A 24050-nucleotide genomic window follows, 5' to 3' on the forward strand; every position below is an offset into this window, starting at 1 on the left:
CGTTTTCAGTCGGTTACGTCCGCCACGGTGGCGCTCAGGGCCTTCGTCAGGGCCTCGGCGTCCACCGTGATCCCCACCCCATGATCCCCACCGCCGATCGAGATGGTGCCGGTGATCCGCTCGTCCGCGATCACCGGCCAGGCGCGCGTGCTTCCGAGCGGCGTGATCGTCCCGCGGACGTAGCCGGTGACGTCGAACGCCGTGTCCTTGTCCGGCATCGAGATCCGGTTCACGCCGAGCAGTGTCCGCAGCTTCGGCCATGCGATCTCGCGGTCGCCTGGTACCAGCACGAACCGGTAGTCGTCGTCGGACAGCCGCACCACGATCGTCTTGATCAGCCGCGCCGGCTCGATGCCGCGCGCCGCCGCGGCCTCCTCCAGCGAGTTCACCCGGCCATGCCTGGTCACCTCGTAGGTGAGCCCCAACTGATCAGCCGCATCGGTCGCCTTGGTCACCCGGCTAGTTTTGCACCTTGCTGGGAACATTCCGGAGCAGGACCGCGAGGATCAGCGTGATGAGGAACAGCCCAGCGGCCTCTCCTGCCACCCCGGTCCACTCGGCGCGGCTCCACGCCGTACCGGCAAGGCCCCCGAAGACCGAGGAGCCCAGGTAGAACGAGAAGAGGTACATGCTCGACGCCTGTCCGGTCCCGACGCCACTTGCATGCGCCCGGGCCGGTACCCAGCCGCTGGCGACCCCGTGCACCGCGAAGAAGCCCGCCGTCATCACAGCCAGCCCCAGCACGATCAGCCGCAGCGGAGCCGCCAGAGTGATCGCCACACCGGCCAGCGTGATCAGACACCCGATCGGCACCACGGCCCGCCGCCCGTAGCGATCGGCGAGCGTGCCAGCCGTAGCCGACCCGGCTGACCCGAGGAGATAGACACAGAAGACCAGTCCGGCCGCGCCGGCGCTTAGCTCGTACGGCGAACCTGACAGCCGGAACACCGCTCCGTTGTAGACAGCCACGAACGCGCCGACCGCTGTCGCAGCGATCCCGTACAGCGCGAGCAGCGCAGGGTCACGTAGTACGCGGAACAAGTCGTGTGGTCGCGCGGCGCTTGGGTGGAAGTTCCTGGACGCGGGCAGCAACAGCCAGACCACAGCCGCGCACAGTACGCCGACCACGGCGATCCCGGCGGTCGCGAACCGCCACCCGCCGACGTCCGACAACCCGCCCGCGATGAGGCGGCCCGCCATACCGCCAACCGCCGTACCCGCGATGTAGAGGCCGCTGGCGCGTGCATGGCTGTCCTGGTGCACCTCCTCGCGCAGGTACGCCATAGCGACCGCAGGCAGCCCGGCCATCGCGATTCCTTGCAGACCGCGCAGCGCGAGCAACAGGTGCCACGTCGGCGCGAACGCACTGAGCAGCGCGAACACGGACGTCGCAGCGACCGACCAGCGCATCAGATTGGTCCGGCCGAGCACCTCGGACGCCGGACCGGCGATCAACAACGCCAGACCGAGACCGAAGGTAGCGAAGGACACGCTGAACGCGCTCTGACTGGGCGAGATGTGGAACGCGTCGACCAGCTGGGGCAGCAGCGGCTGCGTGCTGTAGAGGAGAGCGAACGTCGCCAGCCCGGCCGCGAACAGTGCGACGGACAGCTTGCGGTACTCCGGGTCTCCGGGCAGGTACCCGGTCTGGCGGGCGACGGACTGGTGCATGTCTTCGACGGTCGCACGGCTGGAGCGATACGTAAAATGTCTATCTCAGCAGGATTCGATACGCTTCTCGCATGCATGTCGAGGATCTGCGGTGGTTCGTCGTACTCGCGGAGACCGAGCACCTCACCGAGGCGGCGGCCGCGCTGGGTACGAGTCAGCCGAATCTGTCCCGGTCGCTGCAGCGGGTCGAGCGGGCGTTCGGGGTGCCGCTGTTCGAGCGGGAGCGTCGCGGCGTACGACTGAATCCGTACGGGCGGCTGGTGCTGGATGCGGCGCGGGCAGGGACCGCGGCGGTGGACACGGCGAAGCGCCGGATCGACGCATTGCTCGACCCGGAGTCCGGCACGGTGCGGCTCGCGTTCCTGCACTCGGTCGCGACCAGCCTGATGCCGGACCTGCTGAAGGCCTTCCGCGCGGTGGCGCCGAACATCGGGTTCGCGCTGCGGCAGGAGCCGGCGCACGACATCGTCCAGGACCTGGAGAGCGGTGAGGCCGAGATCGCGATCATCGCGCCCCGGCCGGACCCGGCGCGCTTCGGCTGGCACCTGCTCGAGCGGCAGCGGCTGTATCTCCACGTGCCGCCCGGTCACGCGCTGGCGTCCCGGCGCCGGGTCGAGTTGGAGGCGGCGCAGGACGAGGCGTTCGTCGGTCTGCAGCCCGGGTTCGGCTTCCGGCGGGTGACAGACCGGCTGTGCGAGGAGGCGGGGTTCAGTCCGCGGCTGGCGTTCGAGGCGACCGACCTCGCGACGATCGACAGCCTGGTCGGCGCCGGTCTCGGTGTGGCGATTCTTCCGGCCGGTGCGGTCCGTGGGAATGACAGCGGCGCGGTGTCCGTGCCGTTGGCCGGCGTACGGGCCCGGCGGGAGATCGGTATGGCGTGGCGGCTGAGCATGCCGCTGACGCCGGCGGCCGAACGATTCCGTACGTTCGTCCGATCGCGTCCGGTGACGACCAGTTGACTGCATTGGCCGTGACTTCCGTAGCGTTCGTCCCAATTTCGCGGTGTCGACTTGCACAGAGAGGGCTTTCCCCCGCACCCTTGCCCTCGTGAGGAAGCGTCTGGGTTCGTTCCGGCCGAGTCGCCGGCTGCTGTTCGCGGCCGGGACCGCGGCGGCTGCGTCGACGGTCGCCGCCACTGCGGCGGAGGCGGTCCCAGGTTCCCCGGCAGCCCCCCTCGACACCGCGGCCGGGCAGCTTGCCCTCGGCGCCTACGGCTCGGGCGTGCTCGGTGCCTGGGAGCGCCAGGCGCGGGCGATCTCTAACGAGCAGCAGATCCGCAGGACCCGGGAGACCGACGGCGTCTTCATGTTCGGCGACAGCATCGGCGTCCAGGACGGGCCGGCGCTCGCCCGGCAGCTGACCCAGCTCGGGATCAGCATCGCCGTACACAACTGGGCCGGACGCCCGGTGACGCCCGCGGTCGACGCACTCGACCTCTGGGCGCAGCAGTACGGCCTCCCGCACCGGATCCTGATGTCGGTCGGGTCCAACGACATCTTCACGCCGCCGGCCGTCGAGGCCCAGGTCGACCGGACCATGAGGATCGTCGGCGAGGAGCGGATCGTCTACTGGGTCAACGTGCAGGCGGCCCGCACCGCGCACGGCCCCGACATCAAGGTCTCCGACCAGCGCAACAGCGCCTGGATCAACCTGCAGCTCGCCGACGCCCAGCGTCGCTACGACAACCTGCGGATCGTGCACTGGGCCGAGCACCTGGCCTCCAGCCCCAACCGCCTGGCCCGCCTGCTCCGCGACGGCCTGCACCCGTCGGTGCCACTCGGGCAGAACGCCCGCAACGGCCTGATCATCGAAGCGATCAGGGCCGGCTGAGTGCGGCGCTGACGCCGCACCCAGCCGTCTTGGTCAGAAGCCTGCGGTGATGCGGGTGAAGTCCCAGTCGGCCTGGGCGATGCCGCTGCAGTTGGACACCACGCCGCCGCCGGCGCAGCCGCGGTCACGGTTGACCGACCAGAACGCCAGCCGGCTGAGCCCGTTGCTCTTCGCCCAGTTGGTGATGTTCTGCCAGGTCGCGGTCGTGGTCATCTCCTGCTGGTCGGACAGACCGTTCATGCCGGAGACGCCCTGGTGCGCGTACGCCTCCGCGGTGGACCAGCCGAAGGTGGCCTTCAGCTTGTTGTTCAGGCCCTGGGACGCGCCGACCGTGTCGTTGTAGATGTTCGAGCTGCCGAAGTCGAACGGCATCAGCGTGAAGATGTCGATGTTCGCGCCGAGTTCCTTCGACCGGTCGATCAGCCGGTTGCCGTAGTACGTCGGACCGGTCGTCGACGTACCGAAGGTGAGGATGGTCTGGATCCCCGGGTTGTTCTGCTTGACGATCTTCAGCGCATTCAGGATGCGGTCCTGGACGGCCTCGTTCTCGAACTCGTCGGAGTTCTCGATGTCGATGTCGATCGCCTTCAGGCCGTAGGCGTTGATGACCTGCTGGTACGCGCCGGCCAGCGCCTCGGGGGTGCTGCAGTTCGGTCCGAGCTTGTTGCCGCTCCAACCGCCGATCGACGGCACGATGTCGCCACCGGCCGCGCGGATCTGGGCGATCGCGTTGGCATCGGCACTGCCCTGCAGCGGGCGGCTGCCGTCCCAGGCCGGGTCGCAGCCACCGGACGAGAGGATGAACGCCATGGTGAACCACTTGATACCGGTCGCGTTCATCACGGTCGCCGGGTTCGGCGGGTCGCCCCAGCCCATGTAGAGGTACGGCGCGGCCTGCTTGGTGCCCGTGTTCCCGCCACCGGTGCCGGTCTTGACGGAGATGGTGCTGCTCTTCGCGCCCTCACCGGCGCTGTTCGACGCACTCACCTGATAGCTGTACGTCGTGTTAGCGGTGAGCCCGGAGTCCGTGTACGACGTACCGGTCGGGCTGCCGACCTTCGCGCCGTTGCGGTAGACGTTGTAGCTGGTCGTACCGGACGCGGCCGACCACGTGAGGCTCACCGACGACGCGGACGACGTACCGGAGAGACCTGTGGGTGCACCGGGGACGGTGCCGCCACCGCCACCTGAGCACGAGCCGCCGTTCAAGCGGCACGCGGCGAGACCGGGGAAGTTGCCCGGGCTGCCGTTGAAGCCGAACGTGACAGTCGCGCCAGGAGCCAGCGGACCGGCCCAGCTCGGCGGTGTGAACGTGTGCGTCTGTCCGCTGCTGGTGTGGGTGGCGTCCCACGTAGAGCTGACGGTGTAGCCGGACGGGAAGTCCAGCGCGACCGACCAGGTGCTGAGAGAGCTGGTGGTGCCGTTGGCGACGGTCACCTTGCCCTCGAAGCCACTGCCCCAGTCGGACACTTTGGTGAAGCTGGCAGTGACACCTGCCGCGTTCGCTGCCTGTGCGGTCAGCAGGGCGATGACCACGGCCGTGATGGCCGCTATCGCCAAGGTGATGCGTTTCATGATGCTCCGATCAGTGGGCGGTACGTGATCAGACCCGGCCCCAGAGTGCGGGGACGTTCGGCGGCTCCCAGCCGGCCAGGGACGTGTGGCCCTGGATGCACTTGTAGGTGACGCCGTCGTAGCTCACGAGCGCACCGGTCGCGTACGTCGTGTTCGGGGCCCACGGGGTTGCCGTGCCGGGCGGTGTGGTCGGCGGCGTCGTCGGGGGAGTCGTGGGCGGTGTGGTCGGCGGCGTCGTGGGAGGCGTCGTCGGCGGAGTAGTGGGCTGTCCGCTGCAGCCGGCGGTGTCGGCGTTGACGGAGTCGACCACGTTGTTGAAGAGGGTGACCCCCGGGTCCAGCGCCTCGAGCGAGTACATCATCGCGCCGGCCAGCCCGTTGCAGTGCTGGTAGTCGGCCTTCGCCTTGATCGACTGGGCGTTGTCACCGGACCAGAACGTGCCGTTGCTGTAGAACCAGGACGACTTGGTGGCGTCGTCGAAGTGCGTGGCGGACGGGTTGTCCACGAAGCCGGTGAGCTCCTTGTAGAACGAGACCCCCGGCACGTTGCCGCTCAGCGCATGTCCGTCGGCCGGTCCGGTCGCGGTCTGGTACTTACCGTTGTCGGTAGCCGGCACACCCTTCCATCCCCTGTAGTAGAAGGGATATCCGATGCTCAGCTTGTTCGCCGGGAACCCACCCGGAATGCCGTACGCCGGGTCTCCGGTGGTCCACGCCTTCACCGCGGAGTCGACCGAGTACTTGCCCTGACCCGGTGGGATCGGGTTGCTCGGATCGTTCGGCGCCGTGTAGAGCGGGTCCTGGAAGTTCGTCGGCCCGGTGGCCTCCCAGCCGCCGTGCATGTCGTACGTCATCACGTTGTTGTAGTCGAGGTACTGCCCGATCTTGTCGGTCTCGATCGTGGCGATCTTGTCCTGGCCGGCAGGGGTCGCGGCGGTCAGGTAGTACTTCTTGCCGGTCTGGCCGCCGTACGCGTCCAGCTGTGCGCGGAACTCGGCCAGCAGCAGTGTGAAGTTCTGCTTGTCGGCGGCGCTGTAGTGGTTGCCGACGTGACCGTTGGGCGAGCCCGGGTATTCCCAGTCGAGGTCGATACCGTCGAAGATGCCGGCCGCCGTACCGGGACCGCCGAAGCCGTCGATCACGGGCAGGTCGCCTTTGAGGAACATGTTCACGCAGGAGCTGACGAAGGCCTTGCGCTTGGCGTCGGTGGAGGCGGCGTCGGAGAAGTACTTCGAGTACGTCCAGCCACCGATCGAGATCAGGATCTTCAGGTTCGGCACCTTCGCCTTGAGCTTCTTGAGCTGGTTGAAGTTCCCCTGGATCGGCTGGTTCCAGACGTCACCGACCCCGTCGACGCTGATGTCCGCGCCGTACGACTTGCCGTAGTCGGCGAACGCGTCCCCGGCGCCGTCACCGGCGTTCGGGTTGTTCTCGTCCTGCGACGCGGCCTTGTTGGCCATGAAGCAGGTGTGGTTGACCGGATCGATGTTGGCGAACGCGTAGTTCAGGAAGTCCAGCTTCGCGCCGGCTCCGGTGGTGATCAGGTTCTTCGGATAGAAGGCGTTGGCGTAGATCCCCCACTGGGTGAAGTACGCCGTCTTGACGCCGCCGCTGGTCGCCTGTGGCGCCGCGACGGCTGCGTTGGCCGGTGTGGCGTCCGAGCTCGCGAGAGAGACGCCGGCGGCGGTGATCAGGGCGGTGGCCGCGACAGTGGCTGTGGCGGCGAGCATGCGCAATCGACTCATCTGTTCCTCCGGAGCGATGGGGCGGAAGCGGTCCGGTGAAATTTAGTTAAAGACGCTTCGAAAGGAACCGTAACCGTTCCCGGCGGGTTGGTCGCGGGCTCGTCGTGGCGGGTTCCCGCTGCTGACGGAAACCCGACAATTCTTTGTCCACAGGGATCCGGTCGCGTTCCCGGAAGCGGCCCGGCGACGGCATGTTCTTGGTATGGACACGAACTCACCAACCCCATCGGTGCTGATGGCAACTACCAACGAAGCCCTGCTCGACGACCTGCTCCGGCTGGCCGCGGCCGCATCCGTCACGCCCCTCGTCGAGACCAATCTCCTCGACCTGCGGCGCAACTGGCATACCTGTTCACTGGTCGTCATCGGCCGCGACCTGGCCGAGCCGCTGGCCCGCGTTCAACCCGCGCACCGGCCGGGAGTGGTCGTGGTCGGCTCGACCTCGGACGGCGACGACCTCTACCGCTGCGCCTTCGACGTCGGCGCCGATGCCGTCTGCCGGCTACCCGACGACGAGCCGCTGCTCGCCGGCAAGCTGGCCGACGCCCTGGACGGTGTCGACCGTTCCGCCGTCACCCTGGCGTTCGTCGGCGGCTGCGGGGGAGCGGGTTCGACGACGCTCGCCGCCGCGGTGGCCGTCCTAGGCAACCGGCGCGGATTCCGCACGATGCTGATCGACGGCGACCCGCTCGGCGGCGGCATCGAGCTTGCCCTCGGCATCGAGCACGACCCCGGCGACCGCTGGCCCAAGCTCCTGAACGCCTCCGGCCGGGTTAGCGCCGCCGCTCTCCGCTCCGCACTGCCGTCGTTCGACGGATTGTCGGTCCTGTCCTGGGACCAGTCCGACGTCACCGTTCTACCGCCGGACACGATGAGCTCGGTCATCGGTGCCGCCCAGCGCAGCACCGACCTGGTCGTCCTCGACCTACCGCGCCGCGCGGACCCCGCCGTCGAAGAGGGCTTCATCCGCTCCACGGCAACTCTCCTGGTCGTCCCCTGCGACGTCCGCTCCGTCGCAGCCGCCAAACGCCTCTCCGGCCCCCTCCGAGCCGTCGCCGGCGACCTCCGCATAGTAGCTCGAGACTCCCGCCCCGGCCTCGCCCCCATCGACGTCGCCACCCACCTCTCCTTGCCCCTAGCAACAAAACTCGGCCACGTCCGAACCCTCCCCACCGCCATGGACCAAGGCCACTTCCCCCTAAGTCCCCGAAGCCCCCTGACCCGAACCGCCACCACCCTCCTGAACCTCTTCCCCCCACCCCAACCAACCCCCACCTAGCCCGGTTGAACCGCACAAGAGAGGTGTTCGCATGACCAACACCGTCGTACCTGCAGGCCTTCTGGACCGCGTCCGCAGCACCCTCGCACTCACCGGCGCCGAGCCAACCCCAGTGCACGTAGCAGCAGCTCTCCGCGCCGATGGCACCATCTGCGGCGATGCCATGGTCCTAGCAGTAGTCACCGCCCTGCGCAGAGAAGCCTTAGGAGCCGGCCCACTCGACAGCCTGCTCGCCGAGCCCGGCGTCACCGACATCCTGGTCAACGGCCCTGACGAGGTCTACATCGATCGTGGCCGCGGCCTCGAGTTCGTCGCCATCCGCACCGGAGACGAACCTGCCATCCGCCGCCTGGCCACCCGCCTCGCAGCAGCAGCAGGTCGGCGCCTCGACGACTCCACCCCGTACGTCGACGTCCGCCTCTCCGACGGCACCCGCTTCCACGCCGTCCTGTCCCCGATCGCCGCGCCAGGAACCTGCCTGTCCCTACGCGTCCCGTCCCGGAAGGTCTTCACCCTCGACGACCTGGTCGCCGCCGGCGCGCTCCCGCAAGCAGGCGCCGCAATCCTCCAAGACCTCCTCGACTCCCGCCTGGCCTTCCTCATCAGCGGCGGCACCGGCACCGGCAAGACCACCCTCCTCAACTCCCTGCTCTCATTGGCAAATCCCGCCGAACGCCTCGTCCTCGTAGAAGACGCCAACGAGCTCCGCCCCGATCACCCACACGTCGTCCGCCTGGAAGCCCGTCCGCCCAACATCGAAGGCATCGGCGAGATCTCCCTCAGAGACCTCGTCCGCCAAGCCCTCCGCATGCGCCCCGACCGCCTCGTCGTAGGCGAAGTCCGAGGCCCCGAAGTAGTAGATCTCTTGACCGCCCTGAACACCGGCCACGAAGGCGGCTGCGGCACCATCCACGCCAACTCCGCCTCGGACGTACCCGCCCGCCTGGAAGCCCTAGGCGCCCTCGCGGGCCTGTCCCAAACCGCCGTCCACAGCCAGGCAGCCTCCGCCCTACACGCCGTCATCCATCTCACCCGAACCCCCACTGGCCACCGCCGAATCAACGAGATCCACACCTTCACCAGGCCACCCAACGGCCCCCTGACGACCCACCCCGCAGTCACCTTCCACCCCAACAACACCCTCACCCTCCACCCCCCATCCCGCCTCTTCACCACCCCCGCTCAGGCAACTCCCGCAGGTGCCGCATGAACCCAGCCGCCCTCGCCGCCCTCCTAACCCTCTTCTGCTGCACCTTCGCCCTCCCACCCCGGTCCCCAGGCCTCCACCGCCTGACTCGTGCCGCCCGCCCACAACGAACCTGCAGGCACCTCAGATCCCCCGTCTCCCGAATCTGGCTCCTAGCCCCACCAACGGCAGCGGCCACCGCCCTCCTCGGCCCCCAAGCGCTCGTCACCGCGCTGGCAACAGTCGCCGTCCTCGCCCTGATCGCCCACCAACGAGCCCACCACCAACGCCAGAAATCCATCGCAACCCGCCGAGCCAACATCATCGAGGCTCTGGACGTGCTCTCCGCCGACCTCACCGCCGGCCGCCCACCCATCGCCGCCCTGGAAGGCGCCGCCTCCATCAGCCCCGACTTCGAACTACCCCACGCCGCAGCCAAACTCGGCGCCGACGTCCCCACCGCGCTGACCCGAGCCGCCGCCAAGCCCGGCGCAACCAGCCTCCGAGCCCTAGCCGCAGCCTGGCGCGTCACCGAAGAATCCGGCGCCGCCTTCGCCACCCTCACCGAACGCCTGGCCGACTACCTCAGAGCCGACGAAGCAATCCACCGCCAAACCGAATCCAGCCTCGCCGGCGCCCGCTCCACCGCCCGAATCCTCGCCATCCTCCCGGCCTTCGGCATTGCCCTCGGCTACCTCCTAGGAGCCCACCCCCTCACCTTCCTAACCACCACACCACCCGGCTGGCTCTGTCTAGCGACAGGCCTCGCCCTAACCGCAACAGGCCTCCACTGGACCACCCAAATAGCCACCCCCCAAACCTGACGCCCACCCACCGCACGCGAGACTCCGCATGCTCCACGCACTGACCGCAGCCACAGCTGTTGCCCTAAGCACCTATCTCCTGATCCCGCCCCATCCCAACCTCCGCCGACTCACACCACCGCGAGGTCGCGTCCGCAGCCGGTCCCCACGCTCCCACCGTCTAGTCGCCACGGCCGCGACTCTCGCCGCGCTCGTACTCATCGGCCTCCCCTGGGGCCTGATCCCAGCCGCGATCGCGTACTACTCCATCCCCCGAGCCCTCTCCCGCCTCGAACCAGCCACCACCAAACAGCGCAACGCCCGCATTGCCCGCGACCTCCCCCTCGCGATCGATCTCCTGACCGCCTGCCTACGAGCCGGCCGCCCACCCCAACACGCCCTGACCCTCGTAGCCGAAGCCCTCCCCGGCCCACTGGCCGACGTCTTCACCAAGATCGCCCACCACCTGGCGTTAGGAACGGACCCAACCACCGCCTGGGCCCAGCTACGCACCGAACCATCCTGCGCGCCAATGGCCCGAGCCATCACCCGCTCACTCCGCTCCGGAGCCCCACTCTCCAAAACCCTCGAACACCTCGCCGACGAAACCCGCCGAGCCCACCACCACACCGCCGACCAACAAGCCCGAGCCGCAGAATCCCGAGCCACCCTGCCACTGGGCCTGTGCTTCCTCCCCGCGTTCGTCCTCCTCTCGATCGTCCCAACAATCGCCGACGCCCTGATCCCCTACCTCCTCCACCCCTAACCCCGAGTCGTTATCCACAATCCAGAACTCCTTTGAAAAAAGGCGATCCAACAACGGCATGTTTATCGACAAGTCCTTCGCAGCGCCCCAGCCCACCCCGCAGGAGGCCCAAATGCCCAAGGCCGCAGCCACCAGCAACCGTCCACTCCCCACCGAACCCCAAGCCGCCCTCGTCCCCAGCGCAGGAACGGACCTCCTCCGCAGAACAGCAGCCGACCGCACCCGCGGCACAGGCATTCGTGTCCTCCGCGGCAAGGGCATCAACCGCCTCCGCAACCGCGCAGAACGCGGGGCCGTAACCGCCGAGTACGCCATCATGATCGTCGGCGCCTGCGCCATCGGCGGCGTTCTGGTCGCCCTCCTCAGATCCCCCGCCATGCAGAACGCCCTCAAAGCGATCATCAACTACGGCCTGAAAATCGCTGGCGTAGAAGGCGTACACATCTGACCAGAACCCTGTAAAGCCAGCAGGCCATTCGACCTTGACGAGCTGGCGACCCCTCGATCCGGCGGCCGGCCGATGTCCCCCTCCACGGCCGGCCGCCACCCCAAGGAGCCCTCATGCCCCACCACCCGGACTCGCCCACGCCGCGCACTCCCACCTCACAAACAACCACCCCAACCCGAGCCGACCCCGCGACCCGCACCAGCCACATGACCCGGGCCGAGCGTGGGGCTGTTACGGCTGAGATGGCGTTAGCCCTTCCGGTGTTGGTTTCTCTTTTGCTGTTGGGGATTTGGTCCATCGGTCTGGTCGTGCTGAACATCCGCTGCATAGATGCTGCCCGCGATGTAGCCCGGGCAGTCGCCCGCGGGGAGTCGCTCGATCAGGCGAAGGCGATCGGTCGCCGCACCGTCCCCACAGGCACGATCGTCATCAACCGCGACGCATCGGACATCCAAGTGACAGTCACTGCCATTCCTGCCCACAAGCCACCCCTCCTCGCCTTCCTATCTCCCACAAGCCTCACAGCAACCGCCACCCTCCAAGCCGAACCGGACACGCCATGACCCGTACCGAACGAGGCAGTGCCACCCTCCACACCCTCTTCGCAGCCGTACTCCTCTTCACTGCCCTCACCGCAGCAGTCCTCTGGTCGGCGATCTCCACCGCACGCCACAAACTCACCGCCGCAGCAGACCTGACCGCCCTGAGCGCAGCCCAATCCCTCGGTGCCGCCCGGCCCGTCCGGTCCAACGGTCAGTTCGAGCATCACGAGCAGTCTCACGGAAACGCTCCACCCGCAACGCCCTGTGCGACAGCGGCGCGGGTAGCTGTGCTCAACAAGGTGCAGCTCACTGCGTGTGTTGTTGCTTCCGACGCAGTAACCGTTGAAGTGTCGGTTGAGCTTGATCTGCGGCTGACGCGTCCAACTCTGACCGCGGCGGCGCGTGCCGGGCCGCTATGACCTCGCCTCGTCAACCACTCGTTGCGCGCTCGGTTCTGGAGTGATCGCGATCTGGTCGCAATCTGGTAGAGATGCCGCGTTGATGTGGACGACGTACGGGAGTGCGCTCCATGATCGGGAACCGAGTACTGCTCATCTTCCCGGACGTACTTCCCCGGCGCCCGGACGGTTACCTCGGAGGCTCGTTTGCCCAACCGGATTCGGCTGCTGCTGGTCGACGACCAGATCCTCAGCCGAGGCTTGCTTCGCAGCGGTCTGGAGCGTGAGCGCGATCTGGAGATCGTTGCCGAGCTCAACCGATCTGACGACGTCGTCGGTGCGGCCAAACGGCACCGTGCGAACGTCGCGCTGGTCGATGCGGGCGGCCCGGGCAGCGACAGCATCACCGTCACGACCAGCTTGCGTACGTCGATGCCGGAGTGCCGGGTCGTGATGCTCACGACGTACGGGCGGCCGGTGCACATGCGGCGCGGGCTCGATGCCGGGGCGAAAGGGTTCGCGTTGAAGGGCAGCCCGGCTCCGCAGCTTGCGGATGCAGTACGTCGGGTGCACCTTGGCCTGCGCGTGGTCGATGCGAATCTCGCGGCCGAGAATCTCAGGTACTCCGAGACTCCGCTGAACGCGGACGAGACCGACACACTGCGCGCGGCCCGCGACGGTGGATCGGTTGCGGTCATGGCGCAGGAACTCGATGTGTCCGAGCGCGTCATCCGTACTCGCCTCTGGTCGGCTATCGGTAAGACCGGCGCGCACACGCGCTCCGATGCTGTCGAGATTGCGGAACGAAACGGCTGGCTTCTCGACTAAGTGCCGTCGCTGGTCTGCGGCGAGGGGCAGACTGAGGTGGTGGATGGTGCGCGGAGTCAGGTCGTCGTTGTTGATGCTGCGAACGTGGTTGGGTCACGGCCGGATGGGTGGTGGCGGGATCGGGTTGGTGCGGCTCGGCGGTTGCTGACCCGGCTTGCGGCGCTGCAGGAGCGGTTGCCTGACACGGATGTGGTCGTGGTTCTGGAGGGCGCTGCTTGCCGGGCGGTGTCGGGAGAGGACGCGCCTGAAACCGGTCGTGTTCGGGTTGTGCTGGCGTCAGGGTCCGGTGACGACACCATCGTGAGCGTGACCGCGGAGGTTGTCGCGCAGTCGCATCATCCGGCAGTCACCGTGGTCACCGCAGATCGCGGGCTCCGGCAACGAGTAGAACCCATCGGGGCTACCACCACCGGTCCCCGCTGGCTCCTGGAGCAGCTGGACGCACTGCCCGGTTAGGTGCAGGTGGATAAGAGTTTGCCGGTGTGGGTTATGAGGAGGTGGGGGCCGGGGGTGGCGGGGAGGTGAGCTCTCTCGGTGCGGACGGGGTGGCGGATGCCGTCGGGCGAGATGACGAGTGAGTTCGGGGCGTCGAGGGCTATGAGCTCGTCGTCGGCTCGGACCAGTACGGGGGCGGTGTAGGACCAGGAGAGGGCGGTTCGGCCGGCGCCTAGGGCTTCGAGGGTGGCGGCGGGGAGTTCGTCGGGACCCTCAGCGGAGGCGTCTACCGCGATCCAGGTGGTGGGAGAGCCGGGTGGCGTGATCGAGGTTGGGTTGTGCCAGTCGCTGCCGCCGATGGGGGTGGTGCCTTCGAGGCCCCAGGCCTGCCACCACGCGATGGGGCCGCCCCAGGTGTGGTCCAGCCAGGAGGAGTGCCAGATCTCGGCGAGCGGTGGGTGCTCAGGGAGCGGATGGCGCCAGGAGCAGTCGCCGCCGAGTGGGTGGTTGATCGAGAGGAGTCCACCGCGACGGGCGACCTCCGTGACCCACGTGGCGGCGGGTTGGCGGAAGTCGATCGGGCCGGTGGCGCCGAACGCGTTCGCGTGGCCGGTGTCGGTGGTGACTTCCTGGCCGGGGATGAGGCCGAGGTCGAAGCGTTTGCTGAGGGAGGGGAGTTCGGCGTGGTGGGAGACGGTGTTGTGGTCAGTGACCGCTAGTACGTCGAGGCCGGCCGACACACCGAGCGCGGCGAGGTTGGCGACCGGGGTCGAGCCGTCGGAGTGGAGGGAGTGGGCGTGGAAGTCGCCGGCGATCCACTTCAGACCGGAGGATGCGGGGAGGGTACGGCGCGGTGGCCGCGGGGGTACGGCGATGGCAGCTGACACACCGGCGTACTCGGTGAGGCCGGGGATGGTGTCGACCGGGCCGGTCACTGCTTCGACGAGGAGCTCGACGCCTTCGACCGGTACTCGGTGCAGGCCAAGGACGACCCACCAGGTGCCTGGTTCGAGTTCGCCGGCGACGTAGCCGGGCGTGGCGGCGTCGGGGGTGATCGCGAAGGTTCGGCGGGCGCCGCCGGACCATCCGCGCCAGCCGGCTGCGCCTTCGCAGCCGATGTCGATCACGGCGCCTTCGACCGGCGGGACGGTGAGGGTGACGAGCAGGCCGGGGCAGTCGGCCGGGATGTCGACGGGCAGTGAATGCCAGACCGACTCGGCGCGGTCGTCGAGTGTCCAGCGCCGACGGTACGACGTGACAGCCATCAGGCGATCTCCCTGCTCACGAACGAGCCCTGGCGGTGCTGTCTGCGAAGGTGAGGAGTTCGCCGGTGTCCTGGGTGTAGAGGAGGACTCGGGAGGCGGGGGCGGTGAGGACCACAGGAGTGCCGGGGGTCGGTTCGGTTTCCTCGGGGACGGTGACCCCGATGAGGGTGCCGGCGCAGTCGACGCTGACGAGGGACTGGGTGCCGAGGTTTTCGGCGACCACGACCTCGCCGCGGAGGGCAGGGCCGGTGACGTCGCCGGTCGACAGGGTCAGGTACTCGGGCCGGATGCCGACCGTGACTTCGGCGTCAGCCGGAGTGGAGGAGGTTGAGGCAGGCAACGAACCGCCGGCCACGGTGACGGCGCCGTCGGCGGTGACCTTGCCGGGGAGGAGGTTCATCGGGGTCGAGCCGATGAAGTTCGCCACGAACGTGTTGGCGGGACGCGCGAAGACTTCACGTGGGGAACCCAGCTGCCGGAGCTTGCCCGAGTCCATGACGGCGATGCGGTCGGCCAGCGCGAGCGCCTCGGCCTGGTCGTGGGTGACGAAGACCGTGGTGATGCCGAGGTCGCGCTGGAGCTTCTTCAGGAAGGTACGGGCCTCGAGGCGGAGCCGTGCGTCGAGGTTCGACAGCGGCTCGTCGAGCAGCAGGACCTTGCCTTCGGACGCGATCGCGCGCGCGAGAGCGACCCGTTGCTGCTGGCCACCGGACAGTTGGCCGGGCTTGCGTTCCAGGAGTCCGTCCAAGGACAGCTCGCCGGCGGTACGAGAGGCGACATCGGCGCGGGTGGCGGCAGCGACCCGGCGTACCTTCAAGGGGTAGGTGATGTTCTCGGAGACGCTCATGTGGGGGAAGAGCGCGTAGTCCTGGAAGACCATGGCGACGCCGCGCTTGCCCGGCTCGGTGCGGGTCACGTCCGCGGCGTCGATGCGGACGGTGCCCTCGCTCGCGGGCTCGAGGCCGGCGATCGTTCGGAGCAGCGTGGTCTTGCCGCAGCCCGACGGACCGAGGAGGGCGAAGAACTCGCCGTCGGCCACGTGCAGGTCCAGCCCGTCGACGGCGCGGACGCCGTTCGGGTAGACGGTTGCGAGGCCTTCGATGTCGATGCCCGCCATCAGCTCTTGATCCCTCCGTGGAAGCGGAACCCGTAACGCGAGTTCACCAGCAGGTACAGCACGACGACCGGGATCGAGAACAGCAGCGAGAACACCGGCAGCACCTGCAGGTTCACACTGCCGCCTTCGTCGGTGAGGGTCTGCATCAGCACCGCACCGGGCTGCTTGTCGATCGACCGGATGAGCAGGAAGGGCACCAGGAAATTGCCCCAGGAGTTGACGAACGCCCAGACCATGATGGTCGCCAGACCGGGGCGTGCGACCGGGAGTACGACGTCGCGCAGGATCTGGCCGGTGGACGCGCCGAAGACCCGCGCCGACTCCTCGTAGGACTTGGGGACCGCGTCGACGAAGTCCTTCAGGATGAAGATTGCCGCCGGCAACAGCCCGCCGGTCATCACCAGCGCGACGCCGAACCGGGAGTCGATCAGCCCGAGCTGGAACATCATCACGAAGATCGGCACCATCGCTGCTGTGCCGGTGACGACCGAGGACAGCAGCAGCAAGCCGTACAGCAACGCGTCCCGGCCGGGGATGCGGACCCGTGACAACGCGTACGACGCCAACGCGGCGAACGCGGTGACCGCGACGGCGGTCGTCACGCAGATCAGCAACGAGTTGACCATCGAGTGCATCGCGTACGGATGGTCGAGCGTCTTCCGGACGTTTTCCAGCGTCCAGTCCGGCCAGTGCACGCCGAGGCCGGGCGAGGCATCGAACGGCGCCGACGCGATCCACAGCATCGGTACGGCGAAGAACAGCGTGATCGCGCAGATCAGGACGTAGAACCCGATCCGCCGCAGCACAAAGGCCGGAGTCATGACCGCCTCCGAAGCAACCGCAGGTAGACCAATGAGACCAGGAGGTTCGCGATCAGCAGCAGGAACGAGATCGCCGACGAGTACCCGAGCTCACCGCCCTGCAGCGCCACGTTGTAGATGTAGACCGGCACCGTCTCGGACTCGTGGTTCGGCCCGCCCTTGGTGAGCAGGAACGGCGAGAAATCGTTCGCCGTCCACAGCGAGATCAGCAGCGTGTTGGTCAGCACATGCCCGCGAATGTGCGGGAACACGATGTCCCGCAGCGTCTGCCACCCCGACGCCCCGACCATCCGCGCCGACTCGAGCTGTGACGGCGGGACGGCCTGCAGCGCGGACGAGTAGAGCATCATCGAGAACGCCGTGCCGCGCCACGTGTTGAACACCACGAGACACGCCATCGGGTAGTCGATGAGCCACGCGGTTCCCGGCGTACCCAGGATGCCGTTGAGGGTGCCGCCGTCCCGGTCGTAGAACGCGACCCACAGGTACGCGACCACGGTCGACGGCAGGATCCAGGCCAGCAGCGTGAAGGCCTCGACCGTACGGCGGACCACCGGTCGGGCACGGCGAAGAACCCACGCCAGCGTGAAGCCGAGGATGTTCTGCCCGATGATCGCGGAGCCGAGCACGAACAGCAGCGTCAGCCACAACGCGTTGTGGAAGAGCGCGTCGTTCAGCGCCTTCGTGTAGTTCGACAACCCGACCATCGACGGCGACACGGCCTCGACGCCGGTCAACCGGTAGTTGGTGATGCCGATGTAGATGGTCCAGAGCGCGGGGAAGATCAGGAACGCGCCGATCAGCAGCATCGCGGGCGCGACGAAGCCGAGTGCGCGGCCGACCCCGAGGCCCGCGACGTCCCGCGCGGGGGCCCGGCCCCGCGCGGGTGCGGTAGCAGAAGTCATCAGTTGCTGGTGACCTTGTCCTTGCCGCCGGCCGCGGTCTCGACGACCTTCTGGTACGCCGTCGCGGCGGCGTCGGTGCTCTTACCGCCGATCACGTCCGCTGTCGCCTGCTGCAGCGCAGCGGAGACCTTCGGGTACTCGGCCCGGCCCGGACGGTACTGCGTGATCGGCAGCACCTTCTCGGCGACGAAGCTCAGCATCGGGTCGCTCTTCAGCACCTCGCTGTTGACGTCGGACCGCTGCGTGATCTTGGCGGCGCCGGCCAGCGACTCCTTCACCATCTCCGCGGAGTTCATGAACTGCATGAACTCCCAGGCCTGCTGCGGGAACTTGGTGTTCGGGTTGATCACGGTCGCGCCGCCGCCCGACATCGAGACGAAGTCCTGACCCTTCACCCCGGCGCCCGGCTTGCTCGCCGGGATCAGCGCCCAGCCGACCGCGGCGTCCCGGTCGGCCATCTTCGCGACGCCGGCCTTGGGCTCGACGACGCTGCGCCAGAAGTAGTCGCTCTCGAGCAGGATGCCGATCTTGTTCGCGGCGAACTCGGCGAACGACTTGTCCCGGCCCTTGGCCTCGCGCTGCAGCACCGGGTCACCGAGGCCCGTCGAGTAGACCTGGTGGTAGAAGTCCAGCACCTGTCGGAGTTGCGAGGTGTTGCCCAGCCACTTGCCGTCGGAGTTCACTGTCGCGCCGGTGCCGACCAGCAGCGGCAGTACGCCCTGCATGGTGGTTGCCTCGCCCATCGCGGTGCCGGCGTTGATCTGGATCGGCGTCACGCCGGAGATCTTCTTGAGCGCCTGACCTGCGGAAATGATGTCGTCCCAGGACTTCGGCTGCCAGTCGGCGGGTAGTCCGGCCTGCTGGAACAGCTTCTTGTTGAAGTACAGGACCCGGCCGTCGGTGCCACCGGGTACGCCGTACCGCTGGCCGTTGTAGCTGCCGAGCGCCTGGACCGACTCCGGGATCTGCTTCCAGCCGTCCCAGCCGTCCACCTTCGCGGCGTCGCCGACGGTGTCGGTGAGCGGCTTGATGTAGTTGGCCTGGGCGAACTCGCCGACCCAGATGCCGTCGATCTGGAACAGATCCGGTCCGGACTTGTTCGACAGGTCGAGGGAGAGCTTCTGCTTGTAGACCTCGTCGTCGGAGCCGTCACCCTGGAACTTGACCGTGACGTCGACGCCCTTGCCCTTCTGGTCGGCGACGAACTTCGGGATCAGGACGTCCTGGATGAAGGTTGCCCCGGCGCTGCTCTTGCCGCCCTTGACCGAGTTCGACCCGAAGGTCAGCTCGACCTTTTTGGCCTCGGCGTTCCGGTTCGCGTCCTGGTCGCCGCTGCCGGAGTCGGACGAGCCGAGGCATCCGGTGAGCAGGGCGAGGGCCGCGGCGCCGAGTACGCCGGCGGTGGTCAACCGCGAGAGTGATCGCATCAGGGCTCCTTGCAGAAGTGGTCCAGCGACAGTGCCGGTCAAACATTGGCACTCATCCGCGACTATGTGAAGACTTTTTTCCAACCACGAGGAGAACGTTGTCAGGGGCTGTAGGCAACCAGCCGCGAACTGTCAAGTTCGGATCCCGCGTGATGCATTGCGGAAGAGTTAAAGGATGCTCAAGGTTCTGTGGCAACAGGTAGTTGAGTAGATACAGAGGGTGACTAGCGGAGCTACTGTCTAGCCGTTCGGTTCAGCGGATCGGAGGTGAAAGACGTGACACTGCTCCATGGAGTCGCTTGCCTTGTCGACAACCTGCTCGGGCATTGCTGGTGCTGGTGGTGACAGTGGCCGCGCGGTGACGACACCGGCCTCCCGCTGACGCGCAAGCAGCGGGACCTGCCGGATTCATCCCCGAGCACCGCTAGGCCCCACCGCGAGAGACAACGCGAGAGACAAGGAGTGAAAAACGGCCGGCCCCGACGATGTCGGGGCCGGCCGTCCTCTCGTTGGCCAGTGGTCGAAATCGACTCAGCTCTGAGCCAGCTCCATCATCTGCTTCGGCAGCGTCGTCATCTGGGCCGGGATCGGGAGCAGGCTGCCGATCGCCGACAGCAGGCCGGCCGCCGCTCCCGCGATCGGCAGCGGCAGGGCCAGGCCCAGCGATGCCAGCAGCGCGTTCACGAGCGCCAGTACCGCGCCCAGGATGTCCAGCCCCGGCACCGGGAGACCGCTCCAGGCCTGGATCGGCGTGCCGGCAGCGTTCATCGTGCCGGTCGGTTGTGCCTGCTTGGCCTTCCCCTTGCCAAGCAGTGACGTCAGGGCGAGCCCACTGGCTTCGTTCACGAACGTGCCGGTGTCCTCGTCGTAGTTCCACTTCTGCCCGTCGCCGCTACGGCAGGGCAGGACCAGCAGTGGAGCGGAAGCCGGCACCTTGGCCAGGTCCGCACCGCTGTCCAGGCAGGCTCCGGTCTTGGCAAGGGCGCCACCGACGCTCTTGCTCATCGCGACCTGCAGCTGGCCGGACTCGGTGTAGATCCACTCCTGGGTCTTGCCTTCCTTGCCCGGGGCGCACGCCATCATGACCGCCATCGGGACCTTTTGGGCCGCGACGAACGTCAGGCAGTAGCGCGTGTCGGAGCGAGTGGCGATCTGTTGTGCCACACCCACCGATACGCCCGGGGTCTTCGAACCACTGGGTGCCGGGTTCGCGGCTTGGGCCGGTATCGCGGTGGCGATGGCCACGCTGACCGCGAGCACCACCACGCCGGTGCGGCTGAACAGCTTTCGGATGATCAAGACAACCTCCAGAGGTCGTGCCATCTCGTGGCGTCAGGTCGTCGGGACCCGTGGCGCGAGCCGGGTATGCCGGCAGTGACTCAGCGCGACGTTGACGCCACAACCAGTAAGGCACAGGTGTGACCGAGGGGGTTATGCCGATCTTGCGAAACTTGATGCCAATGGCAACTAACTGCCACCCGAATTTCGTTGCGCAAGGCATCTACATCGAGTCGTCGGCTCGCTGTGCGATCGCCGTGCGGAGGCTGTGAGATGTTCGAGATCCTACGGTAATCCGATGGGATGCCGGAAGTCGTCAGTGCATGGTTGATGCCCTAGGCAACAGAGTGGTCAGTGGTGCTGTTTGGTGTCCTTGGGGTCCGGCGCCAGCTCCCGCTCGGTGGCCAGGCGCTCGTCGGTGGGGGCTTCGCGGGTGCTGTCGGCGCTGACCGGGAGGTCGGCGGATGCATCACTCTTCGTGATCTCGCCTCCGACCTCGTCACCGGGCGCAGTCGAGGTCACCGCAGGGGCGCCGTTCGTCGCCTGGGCGCGCAGTTGGCGCATCTCCTTGCGGCGGCGCAGATCGCGCCCGAGGCCCTTCTTCAGCAGCCACAGGGCCACGACGAGGGCGGCACCGGTGACCGCCCCGAGGAAGAACACGGTCGGCACCGAGACTCCGAAGTCGACGCCGAAGACCTCCAGCTTGGTGGAAGCGCTCGACGAGACCGAGACGCCCAGCCCGAACAACACGGCCAGCACGATCAGGACGATTCCGAGAACGGCCATGACGACCCGCCTCTCTGCCGGCTCACGCCGGCCCCTCAGGCCTCACTGCTCAGTAGTGCGGAGAGCAGCGCCACCGCGCCGCTCTTGTCGAGTGGGTTGTTCTGGTTCCCACACTTGGGCGACTGTACGCACGACGGGCATCCGTCCGTGCATTCACAGTGTGCAATCGCCTCACGTGTCGCCGTCAACCACTCGCGCGCTGCGGCGTACCCGTGTTCGGCGAAGCCGGCGCCACCGGGATGGCCGTCGTACACGAAGACCGTCAGTTGGCCGGTGTCGGCGTGGCGGGCGGTGGAGACGCCGCCGATGTCCCAGCGGTCGCAGGTGGCGAAGAGTGGGAGCAGGCCGATGGACGCGTGCTCGGCGGCATGGGCCGCTCCCGGTACGTCGTCCAGCCCGAGGTGCTCGACAACGGTGTCAGGCATGGTCCACCACACGGCCTTGGTCCGCAGGGTGCGCTCCGGCAGGTCGAGCGGCTGTTCGTCGAGTACGTCGCCGGTCGCGATCAGCTTGCGCTGGTACGAGATGACCTGGCTCGTCACCTGGACCCAGCCGCGCGACAACTCCGCCGTACCCCATGAGCACGTCTCCTCGGTTGCGAGGATGCTGATCTCGGTGACGTCCCGCGCGAAGGTCGTGTAGTCAGGAGAGGCCGGTTCGACGACCGCGGCGTGCTCCTCGAGGTCGAGCGAACGCACCAGGTACGACTCACCCGCGTGGACGTAGACAGCACCCTCGTGGACCGACGCGTGGGCCGAGCCACCGTCGACCGTGCCGAGTAGACGGCCGGTCTGGTCCTCCACGATCTGCACCGTCTTGCCGCCGGCCGACCGGATGTCGATGGCGTCGACGGCCCGCTCGCGGCGCGTCCAGAACCACCCGTGCGGCCGTTCGCGCAGCGCACCCTGCCGCACGAGCTGCGCGATCACCTGCGCCGTCGTCTCACCGAAGATCTCGAAGTCGTCGGGAGTAAGCGGCAGCTCCTGGGCAGCGGCACACAGTTGAGGCCCGAGCACGTACGGGTTCTCCGGGTTGAACACCGTCGCCTCGACCGGGCGCCCGAAGATCGCTGCCGGATGTCGCACCAGGTAGGTGTCCAGCGGGTCGTCCCGTGCGATCAGCAGCGCCACCGCGTCCCCACCGGCCCGCCCTGCGCGTCCAGCCTGCTGCCAGAGCGACGCGCGCGTACCTGGCCAGCCAGAGAGCAGAACGGCGTCCAGCCCGGCAATGTCGATGCCCAGCTCGAGAGCGTTCGTTGCCGCGACGCCAGTGAGCTCCCCGCTCTGCAGCATCCCCTCGAGCCGCCGGCGTTCCTCAGGTAGGTAGCCGGCCCGGTACGCCGACACCTGGTCGATCAGCGTCGGGTCGACCTCAGCCAGGTTCTCGCGGGCCGTCATCGCTACCGACTCGGCTCCACGCCGCGATCGGACGAAGGCGACCGTACGGACACCTGTGATGACCAGATCGGTCAGGAGGTCCGCCACCTCGGCTGTCGCGGACCGACGTACCGGTGCGCCGTTCTCGCCGTGCAAAGAGGTCAGGGGCGGCTCCCACAGGCCGAACGCGATGCCGCCGCGCGGAGAGCCGTCTTCGACGACCTCCACCATCGGTAGCCCGGTCAGACGCTCACCTGACACAGCCGGCTCGGCCACTGTCGCCGAGGCGCAGACGAAGATCGGATGCGCCCCGTACTGCGCGCACACCCGACGCAGCCGACGCAGTACGCCGGCCACGTGCGCACCGAAGACGCCGCGGTAGTGGTGGCACTCGTCGACCACGACGTACTGCACGCAGCCCAGGAAGCGCGCCCAGCGTTGATGGTTCGGCAGGACCGACCGATGCAGCATGTCCGGGTTGCTGAGCACGTACGTCGCGTAGTCGCGCGCCCAGTCCCGCTCGGTCCGCTCCGAGTCGCCGTCCAGCGTCGTAGCCCGCAGACCGGGCACGGTGTACGCCGAGACCGCGCGAAGCTGATCGTGGGCGAGTGCCTTGGTCGGAGACAGGTACAACACAGAGGCGGTACGGCGGTGTGGTGAGGCCGCCTGCGCGATGCTCAACGTCGCAAAGGCCGGCAGCAGGTACCCGAGCGACTTGCCGGACGCCGTCCCGGTCGCGACGACCACATGTTTCCCGGCGTACGCCGCCTCGGCCGTCGCCACCTGATGAGTCCAAGGGGCCGTGATGCCGGCGTCCCGCAGCTGGTCGAGCACCTCGGACGGGACCCAGCGCGGCCAAGCGCACGTTTGTCCCACTCGCGGCGGCACCGACTCGACATGCGTCAGCCGGTCGTCACGACCGGCGGCCAGGCGCTTCAGGACGGCAGCCGCCTCACCACCTGCACGCATACCGGCACCCTAGGCCCTGCCACGGACAGTTGCTTGCTGAGGACCAGCTGAGAGATGCACGTTCGGATGCACGCCCTTTTTCCGGACGGGAATCGACTTCGGGTGGGCGAGATGAAAGAGTTTTCGGCAACGGGTCTCACTCACGGTCCGTACATGGTTGAATGCAGCAGTTCACGGGATCGGAGGCCGAAGTGGATCTGTCGCTGACCGCGCGCGCCGAGGGCGGGCGCACCGTCATCGAGGTGGCGGGGGAGATCGACGTCTACACCGCACCGAAGCTCCGCGAGAAGATCGCCGCGCTCGTCGACGAAGGGGTCTACGACCTGGTCATCGACCTGGAACGCGTGGAGTTCCTGGACTCCACCGGCCTCGGCGTTCTCGTCGGCGGACTGAAACGGGTGCGCACCCACGACGGATCCCTGTCCCTGGTCTGCACCCAGGAACGGCTGCTGAAGATCTTCCGGATCACCGGCCTGACCAAGGTCTTCGACATCCACCCGGACGTCGCCTCGGCGATCTGACCCAGCGAAACGGTGTCCGCCTCACTACGTTCGGTGATCGTTCCGCCCAGGTACCGGCACAGGACTTGCCGGGGCGACCG

At 67.8% G+C, this 24050-nt stretch carries 23 protein-coding genes; 10 read left to right on the forward strand and 13 right to left on the reverse strand.

What is annotated here, in order from left to right; all coding sequences use genetic code 11:
• Positions 1–5 precede the first annotated feature (5 nt).
• Both EV649_RS30385 and EV649_RS30390 read right to left on the reverse strand, forming a co-directional pair.
• Entirely contained in the window at positions 6–455 is a 450-nt protein-coding gene (locus EV649_RS30385; RefSeq protein WP_241998830.1) for a YbaK/EbsC family protein, read from the reverse strand.
• A 4-nt stretch (positions 456–459) separates the two neighbouring features.
• Positions 460–1671 (reverse strand): MFS transporter, encoded by a 1212-nt coding sequence (locus EV649_RS30390; protein ID WP_130387024.1) that lies wholly within the window; start codon positions 1669–1671, stop codon positions 460–462.
• Positions 1672–1742: 71 nt separating this feature from the next.
• Between EV649_RS30390 and EV649_RS30395 the strand changes: the two genes are divergently transcribed.
• Both EV649_RS30395 and EV649_RS30400 read left to right on the forward strand, forming a co-directional pair.
• A complete protein-coding gene (locus EV649_RS30395; protein WP_130387025.1) occupies positions 1743–2630 on the forward strand; it encodes a LysR family transcriptional regulator in 888 nt (295 codons plus the stop codon).
• 88 nt (positions 2631–2718) lie between these two features.
• Positions 2719–3501, forward strand: a complete 783-nt coding sequence (locus tag EV649_RS30400; RefSeq protein WP_241998831.1) for a hypothetical protein — start codon at positions 2719–2721, stop codon at positions 3499–3501.
• A gap of 33 nt (positions 3502–3534) precedes the next feature.
• Here EV649_RS30400 and EV649_RS30405 read toward each other — a convergent pair whose 3' ends face one another.
• Together EV649_RS30405 and EV649_RS30410 are read right to left on the reverse strand one after the other, a co-directional pair.
• Positions 3535–5076, reverse strand: a complete 1542-nt coding sequence (locus EV649_RS30405) for a cellulose binding domain-containing protein (protein WP_130387026.1) — start codon at positions 5074–5076, stop codon at positions 3535–3537.
• Between the two features lie 28 nt (positions 5077–5104).
• Complete coding sequence (locus EV649_RS30410; RefSeq protein ID WP_130387027.1) at positions 5105–6820, reverse strand: glycosyl hydrolase family 18 protein; 1716 nt, start codon at positions 6818–6820, stop codon at positions 5105–5107.
• A 202-nt stretch (positions 6821–7022) separates the two neighbouring features.
• Here EV649_RS30410 and ssd point away from each other — a divergent pair, with 202 nt between their 5' ends.
• The 5 genes from ssd (at position 7023) to EV649_RS30435 (ending at position 11302) form a co-directional block, all read left to right on the forward strand.
• On the forward strand, positions 7023–8099 hold the full coding sequence (gene ssd / locus EV649_RS30415) for a septum site-determining protein Ssd (RefSeq protein ID WP_130387028.1): 1077 nt from the start codon (positions 7023–7025) through the stop codon (positions 8097–8099).
• A gap of 31 nt (positions 8100–8130) precedes the next feature.
• Positions 8131–9309: a TadA family conjugal transfer-associated ATPase gene (locus EV649_RS30420; protein ID WP_130387029.1), complete on the forward strand. Its 1179-nt coding sequence runs from the start codon at positions 8131–8133 to the stop codon at positions 9307–9309.
• Positions 9306–10109, forward strand: a complete 804-nt coding sequence (locus EV649_RS30425) for a type II secretion system F family protein (RefSeq protein WP_130387030.1) — start codon at positions 9306–9308, stop codon at positions 10107–10109. The genes EV649_RS30420 and EV649_RS30425 overlap by 4 nt, the downstream gene beginning before the upstream one ends.
• Positions 10110–10137: 28 nt before the next feature.
• Positions 10138–10854, forward strand: a complete 717-nt coding sequence (locus EV649_RS41815; protein ID WP_241998833.1) for a type II secretion system F family protein — start codon at positions 10138–10140, stop codon at positions 10852–10854.
• 112 nt (positions 10855–10966) lie between these two features.
• Positions 10967–11302, forward strand: a complete 336-nt coding sequence (locus EV649_RS30435; RefSeq protein WP_130387031.1) for a DUF4244 domain-containing protein — start codon at positions 10967–10969, stop codon at positions 11300–11302.
• Between the two features lie 379 nt (positions 11303–11681).
• Here the strand turns inward: EV649_RS30435 and EV649_RS41820 are convergent, their stop codons facing one another.
• Positions 11682–12083, reverse strand: a complete 402-nt coding sequence (locus EV649_RS41820; RefSeq protein WP_241998834.1) for a hypothetical protein — start codon at positions 12081–12083, stop codon at positions 11682–11684.
• 366 nt (positions 12084–12449) lie between these two features.
• On the opposite strand from EV649_RS41820, the gene EV649_RS30445 reads away from it, so the two are divergent.
• Together EV649_RS30445 and EV649_RS30450 are read left to right on the forward strand one after the other, a co-directional pair.
• Positions 12450–13070 carry a response regulator transcription factor gene (locus EV649_RS30445; RefSeq protein WP_130387033.1) on the forward strand — a complete coding sequence of 207 codons (621 nt, stop codon included), beginning with the start codon at positions 12450–12452 and terminating at the stop codon, positions 13068–13070.
• A gap of 39 nt (positions 13071–13109) precedes the next feature.
• On the forward strand, positions 13110–13526 hold the full coding sequence (locus EV649_RS30450; protein WP_277875711.1) for an NYN domain-containing protein: 417 nt from the start codon (positions 13110–13112) through the stop codon (positions 13524–13526).
• On the opposite strand, the gene EV649_RS30455 is transcribed toward EV649_RS30450, so the two are convergent.
• The 8 genes from EV649_RS30455 to EV649_RS30490 all read right to left on the reverse strand — a co-directional run bounded on the left by EV649_RS30455 (position 13523) and on the right by EV649_RS30490 (position 23449).
• Positions 13523–14770, reverse strand: a complete 1248-nt coding sequence (locus EV649_RS30455) for a CehA/McbA family metallohydrolase (RefSeq protein WP_130387035.1) — start codon at positions 14768–14770, stop codon at positions 13523–13525. The two genes, EV649_RS30450 and EV649_RS30455, sit on opposite strands and share 4 nt — an antisense overlap.
• 16 nt (positions 14771–14786) lie before the next feature.
• Positions 14787–15887: an ABC transporter ATP-binding protein gene (locus tag EV649_RS30460; RefSeq protein WP_130387036.1), complete on the reverse strand. Its 1101-nt coding sequence runs from the start codon at positions 15885–15887 to the stop codon at positions 14787–14789.
• Positions 15887–16708: a carbohydrate ABC transporter permease gene (locus tag EV649_RS30465; RefSeq protein WP_130387037.1), complete on the reverse strand. Its 822-nt coding sequence runs from the start codon at positions 16706–16708 to the stop codon at positions 15887–15889. Before EV649_RS30465 ends, EV649_RS30460 begins: the two co-directional genes overlap by 1 nt.
• The gene (locus EV649_RS30470; protein WP_130387038.1) at positions 16705–17613 is read right to left on the reverse strand and encodes a sugar ABC transporter permease; all 909 of its coding nucleotides are present in this window, start codon (positions 17611–17613) and stop codon (positions 16705–16707) included. Before EV649_RS30470 ends, EV649_RS30465 begins: the two co-directional genes overlap by 4 nt.
• Positions 17613–19040: an extracellular solute-binding protein gene (locus tag EV649_RS30475; protein ID WP_130387039.1), complete on the reverse strand. Its 1428-nt coding sequence runs from the start codon at positions 19038–19040 to the stop codon at positions 17613–17615. The genes EV649_RS30470 and EV649_RS30475 overlap by 1 nt, the downstream gene beginning before the upstream one ends.
• Positions 19041–19571: 531 nt before the next feature.
• Positions 19572–20339: a ricin-type beta-trefoil lectin domain protein gene (locus tag EV649_RS30480; RefSeq protein ID WP_157996350.1), complete on the reverse strand. Its 768-nt coding sequence runs from the start codon at positions 20337–20339 to the stop codon at positions 19572–19574.
• A gap of 330 nt (positions 20340–20669) precedes the next feature.
• On the reverse strand, positions 20670–21104 hold the full coding sequence (locus tag EV649_RS41300; RefSeq protein WP_198682768.1) for a hypothetical protein: 435 nt from the start codon (positions 21102–21104) through the stop codon (positions 20670–20672).
• Positions 21105–21139: 35 nt separating this feature from the next.
• Complete coding sequence (locus EV649_RS30490) at positions 21140–23449, reverse strand: DEAD/DEAH box helicase (protein ID WP_198682769.1); 2310 nt, start codon at positions 23447–23449, stop codon at positions 21140–21142.
• 191 nt (positions 23450–23640) lie between these two features.
• On the opposite strand from EV649_RS30490, the gene EV649_RS30495 reads away from it, so the two are divergent.
• Positions 23641–23970, forward strand: coding sequence for an STAS domain-containing protein (locus EV649_RS30495; protein ID WP_130387202.1), 330 nt, complete (start codon positions 23641–23643; stop codon positions 23968–23970).
• Positions 23971–24050: the final 80 nt, after the last annotated feature.

It is taken from the genome of Kribbella sp. VKM Ac-2569 (genome assembly GCF_004216905.1).
In the GTDB taxonomy this organism is placed as follows: Bacteria; Actinomycetota; Actinomycetes; order Propionibacteriales; family Kribbellaceae; genus Kribbella.